This is a genomic window from Streptomyces sp. NPDC097129 (genome assembly GCF_055668065.1).
This window is the reverse complement of the sequence record NZ_JBVOQE010000002.1, coordinates 538,141-553,314: the sequence shown is the minus strand read 5'-3', so window position 1 is coordinate 553,314 and position 15,174 is coordinate 538,141. Positions and strand designations below refer to the sequence as shown.

The following is a 15,174-nucleotide window of genomic DNA, read 5'->3' as shown; positions in this document are numbered from 1 at the left end:
AAGGATGGCCCTCGCCCCATGACCCACCCCCGCGTGCCACAACAGCGGTACACCGCCTACCAGAACGAGATCTATCTCAAGGGGCTGTCCGGCGTCGTCCCGGAACACCCCATGGCCTTCGCCGAACTGGAGGAGCGAGCCGGGCACTCCATGCCATCGACGGTGTGGTCGTACGTCGCCGGGGGAGCCGGCGACGAGCACACACGGAACGCCATCCGCGCGGCCTTCGCGCACCAGGGCCTCATCCCGCGCATGCCAGTCGGCGTGGACCAGAGTGACTTGTCCGTCGACCTCTTCGGCCTGAAGCTGCCCTCGCCGCTGTTCATGGCCCCCGTCGGCAAGATCGACAAACCGGCCCTGGGCAGGGCCCCGCAACCCCGATAGTCCACACCCCGCGTATCCGGACACGCGATCCAACTCGAACGCCACGCCCCGCGGCGTCCTTCGTCGCCCTGTGCGGAGTCAGCCCCGTCGAGTACTCCTCGGGCCGGCGGAGCTCGCGTCGGCTCAACCGTGGCGGCGACGGCCAGGCCAACGCCGCCCTGTACCGAATCGTGTTCACCCGGCTGCGCCGCGTCCCGCGCACCCAGGCGTACTACGAACGCCGCATGCAGGAGGGCAAGACCCCGACGTGAGATCATCCGATGCCTCAAGAGATATGCCGCCCGAGAGGTCTTCAACCTGGTCAGAACAGTACCCAGAGTCCCCCCGTTATAGGAGCGTCTGTAAGGGGACGGCGGTTCTCCGACCGGGCAGATCGTCGTCAGCCCGGCAAATTGGATCCGCTCGATGCTCAGGACGCGGCGCGAGCCGTGCCGAGAGGACGGCCCTGCTTGGGCGAAAGCGGGCACTGTGTATGTGTACCCCCGCCTCCGCCTGCTGTGCCAGGCGGGTCCACCCCCACAGGCTCTGGCGCCTCCCCGACATCGCTGCCGACACCGACGCCGAGGAGGAGTCATCAGTTTGTGCAGGGCATCCGTCTACTGGCGTCGTCGTGAGCTCCTGCCGTTCTAAACCACAGCGGCCCCCTAACAGGGCATATCCGGCGAGGGCCGCTGGTCCTCATCCAGCACCGACGAGCCTTATGGCGCGAGCGCATCTCCGCCAGCAATATCAGGCGTCATCGGCGATTCCCATTACGTCTTCCAGGCTCATGCCTGGATCGATGTTTCCGTTGAAGCTGTAAGTGTCGTCGCAAAAGAACAGTTCAACCCCTGATGGTACGAGCGTCCTGAACCAGAGAGCAAACTTGGCTGCCAACTCAAGACGCGAATCGAGATAGATGCACGTTCCATCCATGTGAGAATAGCCCTCGAGTTCTTGGTCGCCCTCCACATAAGTCCAGACGACATCTCTGGACTTCTGTGAACCTTGCCGCTCGCGAATCACAGCGGAAGGCCAGTCTCGCTCCAATGCCGCGATCAGGTCTGCCCGCCGTACCCTGCTGCTCTGGTCTTCAAATACGGCTAGATACGTCACTGCACTGTCCCCTCTCCTATGGGTCCACAACGACGGAACCAGGGATACCATGCTGCCGCATGAGGTTCGTGAAGTATGGCACGGCGCCCGGCTCGTTGGTGATAACGCGCAGCCCCACAAGTGGGTTCCCAGGATCGTTGATCACCGCTGCGTATCGCGAGAACTCATCATTTATCTTGGTGTCGATTTTCGCCTGAATAAAGGGTGGAACCTTTCCGCCTGGCACGAAGGGGCTGCGTCCAGGATTGCTTACATACTTCGCATCCAGGAGCTCAGACGTATTGATGTCGAGACTGTCTGCCCAGACTTGCGTCCCTCCGCCCGTAGCGTGGTATTCAGTCGAACCCACCACCCGGATCTGGTATGCCTGGTTCGCGCCATTGCCCTTCGGAGCTCCCGTCTTCAGCGACAATGCGTACGCCGTTGGGCAGGTGTTGTGCACCAAGATCGGGACATTGCCCGTCACCACATAGTAGGTGTGCAGTTGGTCGACCGTCAGGTTGTAACGGGTGGCGGTCCCCGGCGTCGGCTGGACCTTGAGCACGTGGATTGCGCGCCCGTCGGGGGTGGTGAGCGTGTGGCCGGGGATCAGGCCCGCGGCCGGGACCCAGGCGTGGGTTGTCGCGTCCCAGAAGGGGTGTTCCGACGTGGTGTGGAGCGTTTCAGCGTCACCGGGGGAGACCTCGACGGTGAGGTCGATCAGGTCGCTGTCGGCGTGAGCCCAGGTGGCCACGACCGTGCGGGAGCCCTTGTCCTTGCCGTTGTCCGGATCGGCCGCTTCGACCTTGTCGCCCGCGGTTATCTCCACGATCGGCTTCGCCGTGCCGTCCTCCATGAGGACTGGCGTCTCGGGCGAGAAGCTGCAGGTCGTGCCGGGGGTGCCAGTGCTCGGCTCGTCCGCGTGTGTTGCCGTACTTGAGCTGGCTTCCGCCGCGTCCTGCGTGGTTGCCTTCTTCGGGGCCGCCGCGTTGCTGCCGGCCGCATCGTGGGCCGCCTCCTTGGCGGCACCGCTCGCGGTGGCCGCGCCCTTAGGGGCGGAGTCGGCCGCCTCTCCGGACGCCTTCGTCCCCGCGCCGGCTGCCTCTCCGGACGCCTTGGCCCCGGCGCCGGCGGCGCCTTCGGCCGCCGCTCCTTCGCCTTCAACGGAAGGATGGAAGCCGCCGGCACCGGCGCAGCCCATGGCCGCGCAGTCCGCTCCTGCCGCACCGCCCGCAATGCCCGCGGCCTCGCCGAGGCCGAGGAGGCAGGCCGGCGCGAGAACCACCGTGCCGACACAGGCGCTGGCGACCGTGGCGACGACCACCACGACCACCACGACCTCGACGACCGCCTCGATGATCGGCGCTGCCTTCTTCAGGAAGTGACCGGCGCAACCCCAGAACCCGTCGCAGTCGTCATCGTCGCTGCCACCACCGCCGGATGAGGTCGTGGTGGTCGTCGTGACCGTCGTGGTCGTGGTGTTGGTAGGCGCAGGTGGAGAGGAGGGATGGGTGGGGTTCTGGCCGTAGCCGTCGCAGGCGTCCTTGGGGCAGGCGCCGCTGGGATCGCTGCTGCTGGCCGGGTTGTCGGCCGAGTAGGTGTACCCGCCCATCTGGTTCGGGTCGCCTGCCTGGAACACCGGGTCCGGGCTCAGGAAGCGGCCGGTGGTGGCGTCGTAGTGGCGTGCGCCCAGCAGGTTCAGGCCGGTGGTCAGGTCCAGCGGCTGGTTCAGGAAGCCGCGATTCTCGTCCGGGGATACCCATGATGTGGGCTTCGGCCCGCGCGCGTTGCCGTACGGGTCGTAGTACCGGCGGGTGGCGAGCAGGCTGCTCGCGTCCACCGAAGTCGTGGATGTGCCCTGTGCGTTGGCGATCTGGTAGCTGACGGAGCCCCCGCTGGTGCGGGTGATGGCGGTGCCGTCGGGACCCTCGTAGTGGCGCAGGCCCGTCCAGGTCTTGGCCGTGACGTTCAGGGTGATCTGCTCGGCGCCGCCGAACAGGTACAGGATCCGGGTCTTGTCGGTCCCGCCCACGGCGCTGGTCTGCAGAAGCAGTTGGCCGTCGGCGTCGTACAGATACTTGCTGGTGTTGGTGGTGGTGCCGGTGGGTGTGGTGACCGAGGCGGTGTGGCCCTCGGTGTCGTAGGACAGAGTCTGGGTCTGGCCGGCCGGGACCGCTCCGGTCTGTGCCGTCTTCCACAGCTGACCCGCGGCACCGCAGGCCGCCAGGGTAAGTTGGGTGCCCTTGGTGGCGTTGGCGGCCGGATCCGTCAAACACACGGCACTGTTGGCGTTGTTGACCAGAGAGCCGGTGGCGGTGGCCTTCCACTTCTGGGTGACGTCAGCGCTGCAGGTGTCGATGACCACCAGGGTGCCGGCCGCGGTGCCGTTGGATGTGGTGTCCAGGCACATGCCGAGCACCTTGACGGTGCCGTCCGTGCCGATGGTCCACTGCTGTGCCTTGCTGGTGCTCGAGCAGGTGTTGATCTGGACCTTGGTGCCCGCGGTGGCGGCGCCACCGGCGGTCTCGACGCATAGTTTGCCGCCGCCCGAGAGCGTGAATCCGGTACTCAGGGGGCCGGTGGTGGTGACCTTGCGGGTGATGGTGTTGCCGGCGTTCTTGTTGCTGTAGGCGGGGTCCGTGTAGGTGTTCGTCCACGTCGCCGATCCCTCACCGGGGTTGGCGCTGACCGTGGTGCCCGCCTGGTTGGGCAGGGTGGCCGCGACCGTGCCGTCCGTGCCCGGGTAGGCGATGGACTGCGTGGTGTCGGCGAGCGCGTTGCCGTTCGGGTCATGGCTGACCATGCCGGTGCGGTCGCCGAGCTGGTCGAAGGCGTACGTCTGCCAATACGGCGCGGGGCCGCCGACCGTGGTGGTCTTGATCTGCCCGCTGCTGTTGGTGGTCTGCACGCGGCCGGTGGTGCAGCCGCCGACCGCGCCGACGGGCGCCGCCGACGGGGAAGTGATCCCGGCGGTATCCGTCCATGCCTGGGTCAGGCGCTGGAAGGAGTCGTAGGTGAAGCACTGGGTGTCGTGCGTGGTGTTGCTCTGCAGGTCGTCGGTGGCGGTGATCTCGCCGACCTGGTTGTAGCGGTAGTTGACGACGTCCAGCGCGGTGGCCGAAGTCTGCACCATGCTGCTGGTCTGGAGGACTCGCCCGGTGGTGTTGTCGTACTGGGCGAAGGTGGCCATCTGCTTGCCGCTCAGACCGTAGTTGGTCTGTTGGACGCGGCCGAAAGCGTCGTGGACTGTGTTCGAGAGGTACGCCGGGGTGTTGGCGGCGTTGATGTACCCGCCGAAGACGTCCAGGTTCCCCTGCTGGGTGTAGCCGTAGTCCACGTCCTCCATGGGCAGGTTGCCGTCGGCCTGGTAGTGGGTGGTGGACAGCAGGCCGACCGTGGGCGTGTAGTCCGCGGCCGTCTTGTACGTGACCGTCCCACTCGTCGGGGCGGCGGACTGGCCGGCTGCGGCGAAGCCATCGGTGGCCGGGATGGTCAGGGTGCTGCCCAGCGGCTGGTAGGCGGTGTTGTAGCCGGTGACTTCCTTTGTGTACGCCTTGCCCGTCGAGCCGCCGACGTAGCGCGTCGAGGAGGTCGGGTATCCCTTGGCGAGTGTGTCGTACAGCCAGCTGGACTGCAGCTTGGTCGGATCCGGCGTGGCCTGCCAGGCGCCGGTGTACTCGCCGGTGCGGCGGTTGTTCCAGTCGTAGGTGAACGACAGGATCTGGCCTCGGGCGTCCGTGGTCTGGAGCAGGTTGCCCGCCACGTCGTACTTGTCGAAGCTGACGCTGCCGGTGTTGGGGTCGGTCTGGGTGAGAGGCTGGCCGAGCAGGTTGTAGCTGTACGACCAGGTGTTGCCAGCGTTGTCCTTGACGGACTTGATCTGGCCGCCCGGCGTGTACGTGTAATCAGTGGTGGCGTTGGCCGGCGGAACCGCGTTCGCGGTGCCCTGCTTCCACAGGACCGTGCTGGTGTCGCTCGCTACCACCGCGACAGTGGAGTCGGTGCGCACCCGGAGGGTGGATCCCGTCGAGGCGGCGAGACCCGTGGTCCACTTCACGGTGCCGGTCGTGGTGTAGACGGCGAGGTTGCCGTCGGTCCCGAACGTGGCGTAGGCACCAGGGTTTCCGGCAGTGCCGCTGGACCACACGGCCTTACCGGTGGCCAGGGCGCTCAGCACCAGGTTGCCGTCCGCCTGCATGGTCAGCCGCACGCTGTTGGAGGCGAGGGAGGTGCCGGAGGGGATCACGTCGCCGCCGCGCAGGATCACGGTGGCGTCGGTGTTCTTGACCACGGTGCGCACGGTCTGCCCGAGCGCGTTGGTGATGGTGGACGTTGTGCGGCCGCCCGCCGGGGGAGTGCTGTCGGTCTGGTCGGCGCCCGGGTACGCGGTGGAGCTGTGCCACTGTTCGACGGCCTGGTGCCACAGAGTGGAGGTGATGGCGCGGCCCTGGCCGTCGTAGGCGGTGGTGCTCTCCGAGGGGATCTGGTTCTCGTTCGCCGCGAAGAGTGTGCCCGAGGGCCCGGTGGTCGGCTCGTAGTACGGGGCGTAGGAGGTGACGGGCCAGCCGTGCGAGTCGTAGAAGGTGTCGGCGACGATCCGGCCGGTGTCGCTGTCGCCCTGCGGCGTGCTCTGCGTCTGGCGCGGCTGGAGCATGCCGTCGTAGATGGCGACACTGACGTTGTACGTGCCGTCCTCGCGCAGCGTCTTGGTGGTGACGGAGGTGGGCGCGCCGGGCTGCGTGACGGTGCCGCCGGGGGCCGCGACGGCGCCCGGGTTGACCGAGTAAGAGAAGATCCGGTCGGCGCTCTGGCCCGCGCCCTTGTCACGGCCGGGCAGCCACACCGCGGTACGGCGGCCGAGGGCGTCGTACGTGATCTCGGTCTTGCGGCCGTTGGCGTCGGTGTGCAGGGTTTCCAGACCGCGCAGCGGCGAATGGGTGGAAGTGACCTTCCAGCCCTTGCTGTTGGTGGTGGTGACCGTGGTGGGAGTGGTGTTGTCGCCGGCGGCGCTCCAGGCCGGGTCGTAGTCGGTGTGGGTGTTCTGTCCTGTGGCGTCGAGGGCGTCGGTGACCCGGCCGACGCCGTCGTACTTCATGGCGGCCGAGGTCAGCCAGTTCTCGGTGGTTCCGGTGAATCCGGTGGCGATCTGCACGCCGGTGGCGGTGGCGCCGGGTGAGACCTCGCCGAAGGCGCCGAGGCCGGTGAGGGTGCCGTCGCCCTTGTAGTAGATCTTCCGGTCGGCGAGCAGGGCCGAGGCGTCGGCCGCGGTGCCGCACGGGCCGTGCACGGTGGTGACCTGGTTGGGGTACGACAGCATTGCCGGGTTGCTCGCCGGCGCGGTGGCGTACGCCGTGGTCGTGCACTTCTCCTGGCTTGCGTCGCTCACGTCGCCGTGCGCGTCGACGGTGGAGACGCGGCCCTCGGTGTCGTACGCCGTGTCGGTGCGGGTGTGCCGCCAGGTGCCGTCGGCGAGTTTCGCGTACCCGTGGCTCTGTGTGCTCTTCATCCGGTACGCGGTCAGCGGCTGCAGTGTCGACAGGGCGGGCTTGGTCTCGCCGGGGTGGTCGGCCGCGTCCCAGCCGGTCCAGGCGGCCTGGGGGCTGCTGGCGGTGCTGGTGTAGGTGAAGGGCGCGTTGACGGAGGTGGCCGTGATTGTGCCACCGGCCTGGGTGTAGACGTCCTTCTGGAGCTCCGTGCCCGCCAGCTGGTCGGCGTCGGTGACGGTCTGCACGACCGAGCCGCCGACCTTGGCGTCCACGCTCACTGAGCGCTGCGTGCCGTCGGCCTTGTAGTCGCCGTCCATCCCTTGGAGGTATGTGGAGACGGTCTGGGTGACCGGCTCGGGGGCGCGTCCGGTCCGGACGGTCACCGTGCGGAACCCGCGGAACTGGCCCCAGGTTCGGTACTGGTCGTCGGTGAAGGGCGAGTCGTCGCGGTGCCAGGCGGCGCCTGCGTAGTCGTAGGTCGCCACGCGTATGGCCGAGCCGGCCGGGGCGGCCGTTCCGTCGGGCTTGTAGGCGGAGGCGATGGTGAGGTCGGAGGTGGTCACCGTGTGGACGGTGATCTTGTTGAACCAGTCCTGGATCGGTTTGGAGGCCCCGGGCACGTTCCAGTACACGGGGTAGCAGGAATTGGTGTTGGTGTCCGCGGTGGCGAACGACAGGCTCTTGCCCGCGCAGGGATCGAGGTTGTAGTCGACTGCGATCGACTCACCTGTCTCCGTTTGGATCGTCGAGATCCGAGGGTGATAGAGCGGAGGGGCTGAGGGCGAGACGTCGTTGACGCGGTTGTCGATCTCGGTGCCCGTGAACGCCACCTTGTTCAAGGTGATGTCGGTGTTCCCGTTTTGGTACGTGTCCTTGCCGGTGTGCTGGATCGTCTGGAGCCACATCACGGCTTGGAGGAAGCCCGAATTCTGCGGGTCCACCGAGGTGCCGGTGACCGGGTCGACGCTGCCGCCGGCGTCGGAGAAGACGTGCCCGAGCTGGTAGGAGTCGACGGGTATCAGCTTGTCGGTGCTGTTGGCGGCGTCCTTGACGTGTACAAGGGTGGTGATGGAGTCCAGGCGCGTGGTCGACCAGAAAGTTGGGCCGGCGATGACACAGACGTCCTTCGGGACGGTGGTGGAGCCGTCGGGGATCGTGGTGCTGTCCGTGGAGTCGCAGTGCAGGTCCCACGGCACGTCCGGCCAGTGGGGGGAGGTCTCGTCCTTGAGGTTGCCGGCGGAGCAGTCCGTGAAGTCCGCGGTCTGCTGGCAGCGCTGCTTGGAGTTGAAGAGCACCTGTGCCGAGGGGGTGCGTTGGGCGAGCGCGTCGGCAAGCGTGTAGCCGTAACTGATCCCGGCGAGGGTGCCGCCGCGGACGTAGGGGGTGAGTGTGCCGAAGTCGCCATCGGGTGCCTGGCCGCCGCCGAGGCTGTAGTAGTTGGTCTCGGTGGTGTAGTCGTACCGCTGAACCAGGCCGTTGGGTGAGACGACGAAGTCCAGGTTCCAGCGCCAGCCCTCGGGCTTGTCGCAGCGGGACGCCTTGCCCTTGGCCGTGTCGTAGCACGGGTCGCCGGTCTGCGGGTGGAAGACCGGCACACCCCAGGCGGAGTTGGTGCTGGTGTCGGTGGGGGTTCCGGACTGCGGGACGGCGGCCGTGCCGATCCCGGCGGGGGCGTGGTCCGAGCCGAAGTACGCGGCGGAGCCGTCGGTGGTCAGGACGCGGAAGTACGTACCGTCCTGGAGGCCGTTGGCCGCCCCGGACAACTCCTGGACGATCGTGCCGTCGTCGCCGCGCAGCGTCCACTGGCGGAGCAGGCCGGGGACGTTTGGGTCCTTGGTGTCCGGCACCAGGACGCCGGAGTGCGAGCCGAAGGAGATCTGTGCGTTGGCGCCGCCCCAGCACTCGTCGCCGGAGCCTTTGAGGATCCGGTTGCCGTCGGTGTCGCGGAGGCTGCCGCAGGCGCGGTAGGTGCGCTCGACGAAGCCCGGGTCGTAGCTCCAGCCGTCGCCGATCCAGGAGGACTGGGAGTTGCGGGCCGAGGTCTCTCCGTCTACGGACTGGGAGTCGTAACCCAGGGCCACCGACGGCGCGTTGCCGCCGAGGCCGGCCGGGACGTCGATGGGGTACGAGTAGGTGAACGAGCCGGTGCCGCTGGCCTGCCAGTTGCCCGAGGGATTGAGTGAAGTGACTCCATAGTCGCCCTGGGAGCCGCCGCTGCCGGAGGTGACACCGAGGGTGGTGGTGCTCTCGGCCGTCTGGGCGGTGGTGGCGGCCATGGCTGACTTGGCCGACTTGGCAGGGGCGGGACTGCCGACCGGGATGGTGGCAGTGAGCTGGTCGGAGGTGGCCCGGTTGGTGAAGGGGATCGGAGTGCGGGTGCTGCATGCGGCGAGCTGAGGGGTGGTCAGTGCGCAGGCCGGCATGCGCACGAGCTGCAGGCGAGAGCCGTATCCGCCGCCGTACGCCTTGGCCAGCGCCCCGTAGTCGATGACGACCTGGACCTTGCCGGGGGCGGTCGCCGGATCTGCGGGCGCGACGGAGATCAACATGCCGTTGGCACCGGCCCGCAGGGCCTGCGCGTGCGAGGCGACCTTGACGCGGACAGCGCCGGGGGCGGCCGCCGTGCCGGTGCCCGCGCTGCTGCCGGTGCTGCCCGGGGCGGCGTCGGCAGCCGGCTTCGCCGGGGCCACGTACACGGGCAGGCGGCCCGCCTTCACGGGCGCCGGGGCGCCCTTGGCACGTGTCCCGGCCGCGCCCAGACGCACGGTCGCGCTGCCGGAGGCCGGCCAAGAGGGGCGCACTGCCTGGTGAGGCTTGAGCGGCCGGTAGCCACGGGGGTGACCCGCCGTGGGGGGCGGGATGGGCGTGAGCGGATGGCCGCCGACCCCAGCGACGTCGGACACCTCCTTCGGGTGCCAGACCTCACCGCGGAAGTGGTAGTGGCCGGCCTGTCCTCCCCGGCCCTCCCAATCGTCGTTCGAAGCCGCATTGAGCAGGTTCAGGTCGAGGCCCTGGGAGAACGCCAGCGGGAGCAGCAGCGACAGCGTGGCCAAGAGGCCCATGGTCAACAGGCCCTTGCCACCCCATCTTCGGAATCTCCTGCCCACGAACCAGCGACGCCGATCGGCCACGTGCCATCCCCCCACCCGACGGCGGCCGCTGAGGGCCACCGCATCCATCGATCACACGGCGCGTGCGACCTGCGGGAGGCTATTGATGTTCGCGAGGTTTGATCAATACCGTGGTCCGGAACTCCAGTTCGATCGGAATTGGCAATTCCGACCACGCGAACTGCCCGATTTGTGCGGGATAAAGAATCAGTCAACCAGACAAACTGCAGGACCTGCTGGTCCATGCCGTCACACGATCGCTGCCTGACGCATGGGGGAATCGATGATTCCGCACCACTCGATTTGTGAGGAACTTGACGCGTGCTTTTCCATCTTGATCGACATCCGCGACGACTCAGACGCCTGGCACTGACTCAGAGAGTCCTGCTGGGCCTGTCCACCATGGCGCTGGCCGCACCCGCCCTCCCGGCATTCGCGCAGGACGGCGAATCCGCCACCCCAGGCCCCCTGTTCGCAGCGCAGCAGGAAGCGGTCGCCGAAGGCAAGCCCGTGCCCGTGGACGCGCTCACCACGGAGACCACCCAGACGACGGCTAATCCGGACGGCACGTTCACGAGCGTCGCCAGTCTCATGCCCGTACGGGTTCATAAGGACGGCGCCTGGGTGCCGGTGGACGCCACGCTCGAGCGCAACGCGGACGGCAGTTGGTCCCCCAAGGCCAGCCCGCACTCAGTGGCCCTCTCCGGCGGTGGCAGCGGCCCCATGGTCAGGCTCACCCACCAGGACGGCAGCGAGCTCGCGCTGGCCATGCCCTTCCCGCTGCCGGCCCCACAGGTCTCCGGCGACACCGCCCTCTACCCGGCGGTCCTGCCCGGCGTCGACCTGTCCGTCTCCGTCACCGACCAGGGCGGTTTCAGCGACATCCTGATCATCCACGACGCGGCCGCGGCGGCCGACCCGCGCGTCAAGGAGCTGATGCTCACTGCCACCACCAACGGCCTGACTCTCCACGCGACGCCCTCCGGGGGCATGGAGGCCAAGACTGCCGACGGCACCCTCGACTATGTCTCCCCGCGCCCGGTGATGTGGGACTCCGCCACCTCCGACGCCTCTGCGGACCCGGCGCGGACCCCGACAACCGGCGTACAGCCGGCGTCGTTCGCAGCCCGGACGACGACCGTCGACGCGCCCGCCGAAACCCCCGCCTCCTCGGTCGACGGCCCGGGCCCGGGCGCATCGGTCGACCAAGTCCCGATGACCACCACCCAGAGCGCGGTCACTCTGCACCCGGACTCGTCCGTGCTCACCGACCCCAACACCGTCTACCCGGTCTACATCGACCCGTACACCAACCCGGTCTCGAGTAAGTCCGGCCACTTCACGGAGGTGTATTCCAGCTCCACTTGCTCGGACAGCCCGCAGTACGACAAGCCGCAGTCCGACGGTGAGGGCGTGGGCTACCAGCGCTGGGGCGGGGCCTGTGGTACGGGCCTGGAGCGCTCGTACTACGCCATCAACACCAGCGGCCTGAATCCCGCGATGGTGGTCTCCAAGGCGATCGTCACCGTGGCATCCACGTACGCCTCCAGCTGGGACTGTTCCAAGGACCAGCCCATCACCCTGCACACCACCGCGTCGATCAACTCCGGCACCGACTGGAACAGCAAACCGGCCACCAACGACAGCGCGTACGCGCCGGTGAAGACCACCATCCCGAGCGCGGCGAACCCCGGCAGCAACTGCAGCAACCACACCGCCAGCTTCACCGTGACCGGCCAGGCACAGAAGATCGCCGATGCGGGCACCGACTGGTGGACCGTCGGACTCTTCGGCGACGAGTCGATATCCAGCGACAACGACAACTACCTGCGGATGTCCACGGTCCTCACCCTGACCACGACCTTCGACATCCCTCCCAGCACCCCGAGCGCCCTGCACACCACCCCGGCCGCCGCCGGCGCCTCGGGCCCCTGTGTGACCAGCGGGGTCGGCTGGATCGGTGCCACGACGTACAGCGCGGCCGGCAGCAACCTCCAACTGCACGCGACGGTCACCACGAACGTAACGGGTGAACTGGCCAGCGCCAACTACGAGGTGTGGGACCGCACGGTGCTCACCAACGGCAATGGCACCATCATCGCCACACCTGCCAGCCCGTACGTCGCCTCCGGCACGGACGCCGACGTCCCCGTGGGTGTAACGCTCCAGGACGGCCACGAGTACGGCTGGGACGTCTACGCAAAGGACAACGCCGCCCCCCACCTGACCTCGCCGGTCTCGGCGCATTGCTGGTTCCGTACGGACTTCAGCCCGCCCGAGACCCCGGACGTCGCCGCCAACCCGTCCTTCCCGCAGGTCGGCGGCGGTGCGGGTGACCCGGTCGTGTACGCGGGCCCCGGCAACACCACGCAGTTCGACGTCTCCGCGGGCGACCGCGCTCCGGTCGCCACCTGTACCCCGGGCCCGTGCCTGATGAGCGGCGTGGACCATTTCGTGTGGCGGCTCGATGCCCAGCCCACCGCGCAGGCCGGGACCTCCGTTCCCGCGAGCGGTACGAACGGCTCCGGCGACGCCACAGCGAAGCTGACCGTCCCTGTGACGGCCTGGGGTGTCCACACGCTCTACGTCGCCGCCGTGGACAAGGCCGGTAACCTCTCGCAGTCCCCAGTCGGCTACACGTACACAGTCCCGTGGAACCCGACCACCAAGATCACACCCGGGGACGTCAGCGGCGACGGGATCGCCGACCTACTGGCCACCACCCGCACTGGTGACCTGGTCCTGCTGCCGGGCAACACCGACGCCGCGCAGCCGGTGGCCCCGGCGCAGGCCGCCCCGCAGACCGGCCCCGCCACCCCGGCCACGGGCCCGGTGACGGTCTCGACCGCGGCGCAGTCCCCGGACGGGACGGGCTGGAACAACTACCTCATCGCCCACCGCGGCAACCTGCACGGCTCCGACGTCGACGACCTGTTCGCCTACAACAAGCAGACCCACCAGCTGTACATCGTCAAGAACGACCTCGACCCGGCCGCCGACGACACTTTCCCGCGTTCGCCTTACTCCACCTACCCAGGTTTCATGGGCAAGCGCTTCGACGTCGTACCCAAGGACCCCTGCGAGCCCGTCGAGCGGATCGCGGACGACACCCGCTGCCGCACCGCCGGCTACAACGCCAGTGCCTGGAACGTCGACCAGATCGTCACGGCCGGCAACCTGTACGGCAACAGCGCCGGCTATCCAGCGGTGGTCACCCTCGAGAACAAGAAGCTCTGGATCTACCAGTCCGACGGCGGCGGCCACTTCAAGCACCCGCTGCTGCTCGGTGACGGAGACTGGTCCGGCTACACCCTGATCGCGCCCGGTACGCCCGCCACGGGCACCGACGACAAGGGCAACGTCACCGGGCCGGTCCTCTGGGCCCGGGACGACTCCAGCGGCTCGGTGTTCAGCTTCCCGATCGCTTACACCCGCGACACCTTGGTGCCGACGCTGCTACATGCCCCGGTGCGGTCGGCCCTCACCTCCGCGGTGGCGGCGGCCGGCGGCGGCAAACTGTGCCTGGACGTCTACCAGCAGCTGACCGCCAACGGCACCAAGGTCCAGACATGGACCTGCAACCAGTCCCGCGCCCAGAGCTGGACGATGACGTCGGACGGCTCGCTCCGGGCGCTGGGCAGTTGCCTCGACGTCACCGGGGGCGGGACAACCAACGGAACCCTGGTACGGCTGTGGACCTGCAATGGCAGCGCCGCACAGAAGTGGACCCTCGGCGCCTCGGGCAGTCTGGTCAACCCGAACTCCGGCAAGTGCATGGACATCCCGAACGGCAGCACCACCGCTGGCGCACAGCTGCAGATCTACACCTGCAACGGCACCGCCGCCCAGAACTGGACCACCGGCACGGCCGCCGGCTGGGGGACCAACCCTCCCGACGCGCTCTCCCTGGTCCTGTCGTCGGCAAAGTACCCATCGGTGATGTCCCCGGGTGATCTCAACAGCCCGGCAGGCGGCCCCGACGGCTATCCCGAGCTGTACGCGGTCGACACCGCCGGTCAGCTCATCGAGTACCCGGGTACCACGCCGACCGGCAACACGGCTGCGTTCGCTGCCCCCGCCTCACTGGGCGCGGTCGGAAACACCGCCACCCACGAGTGGCTCCTCGACGAGGGCGCGGGCGGTTCGGCTGCCGACGGTCCCGGGTCCCTCGACGCCTCGCTGACCGGCGCGTACGCCTGGAGCACGGATGCCACCCGCGGGAAGGTGCTGACCCTCTCCGGGACCACCGGATACGCTGCCACAACAGGTCCGGCCGTGGACACCTCGGGCAGCTTCACCGTCTCGGCCTGGGTCAAGCTGGCCTCGGCGACCGGCAACTCGACCTTCGTCTCCCAGTCGGACGGGTCGGGCAACGCCAACGGATTCCAGCTGTACTACTCTTCCGGCGCCAATGCCTGGGCCTTCGGCCGGCACGACGACGACACGGCCAGCACCGCCTTCACCGCGGCGTACGGCGCCTCGGCCGTAGTCGGCAAGTGGACACACCTCGTCGGCGTGTTCGACGCGGACACCGACCAGCTGCTGCTGTACGTCGACGGCAGGCTCTCGGCCAGCAAGGCGTACGCCGGCACCACGTGGAACGGCGACGGAGGGGTGCAGATAGGCCGCCGTCTCTACCAGAGCGCTTACGGCGAGTACGCCAACGGCTCGGTCAGCGACGTACGCGTCTACCCGACCGCCCTGCCCGCCGCGAACGCGGCAGCAACGGGGTCACTGCCGGGGATCACGCAACTGGACTGACCGTTGGAGGGGCGGGCCGCCGAGTGGCCAGCCCCTCCAACACAACCGCGTGTGTCGACGGGACGGCAGAGGATCGCATCCTTGACGAGCCGTTCCGCCGCACACGCGGTACGTCAGTGTCCCAACTGCACTGTCCGGTCCCTCACGTCAGCCGCCTATGCGGGTCACACCAAGCACATCAATGCCTTCAGGGGTGCACCCCCCAGGTTGTCCTTGCGGGAGCTGAAGGTGAGGCGGTCGGGTTCCGGCGCTGCTGATGGCGGCGGCTGCCGCGCCGCCACGTACTTCGGCGGGTTGGACGCCTTTGTGGAGCGGGCGTTCAGTAGGTGGGGCCGTAGGGGCTCCAGTGCCCGAGGAAG

At 68.3% G+C, this 15,174-nt stretch carries 4 protein-coding genes and 1 pseudogene; 3 read left to right on the top strand and 2 right to left on the bottom strand.

Annotated features, from left to right (window positions below; genetic code table 11):
* Window positions 1-18 precede the first annotated feature (18 nt).
* The gene (locus tag AC0B9F_RS08345; protein WP_471999904.1) at window positions 19-384 is read left to right on the top strand and encodes an alpha-hydroxy-acid oxidizing protein; all 366 of its coding nucleotides are present in this window, start codon (window positions 19-21) and stop codon (window positions 382-384) included.
* Window positions 381-717, top strand: a pseudogene (locus AC0B9F_RS08340) (transposase). Before AC0B9F_RS08345 ends, AC0B9F_RS08340 begins: the two are co-directional and overlap by 4 nt.
* 396 nt (window positions 718-1,113) lie before the next feature.
* On the opposite strand, the gene AC0B9F_RS08335 reads toward AC0B9F_RS08340, so the two are convergent.
* Both AC0B9F_RS08335 and AC0B9F_RS08330 read right to left on the bottom strand, forming a co-directional pair.
* Entirely contained in the window at window positions 1,114-1,479 is a 366-nt protein-coding gene (locus AC0B9F_RS08335) for a hypothetical protein (protein ID WP_471999902.1), read from the bottom strand.
* 16 nt (window positions 1,480-1,495) lie between these two features.
* Window positions 1,496-9,997, bottom strand: coding sequence for a ricin-type beta-trefoil lectin domain protein (locus tag AC0B9F_RS08330; RefSeq protein ID WP_471999899.1), 8,502 nt, complete (start codon window positions 9,995-9,997; stop codon window positions 1,496-1,498).
* Between the two features lie 459 nt (window positions 9,998-10,456).
* Here AC0B9F_RS08330 and AC0B9F_RS08325 point away from each other — a divergent pair, with 459 nt between their 5' ends.
* Complete coding sequence (locus AC0B9F_RS08325) at window positions 10,457-14,815, top strand: RICIN domain-containing protein (RefSeq protein WP_471999896.1); 4,359 nt, start codon at window positions 10,457-10,459, stop codon at window positions 14,813-14,815.
* The last annotated feature ends 359 nt before the right edge of the window (window positions 14,816-15,174 follow it).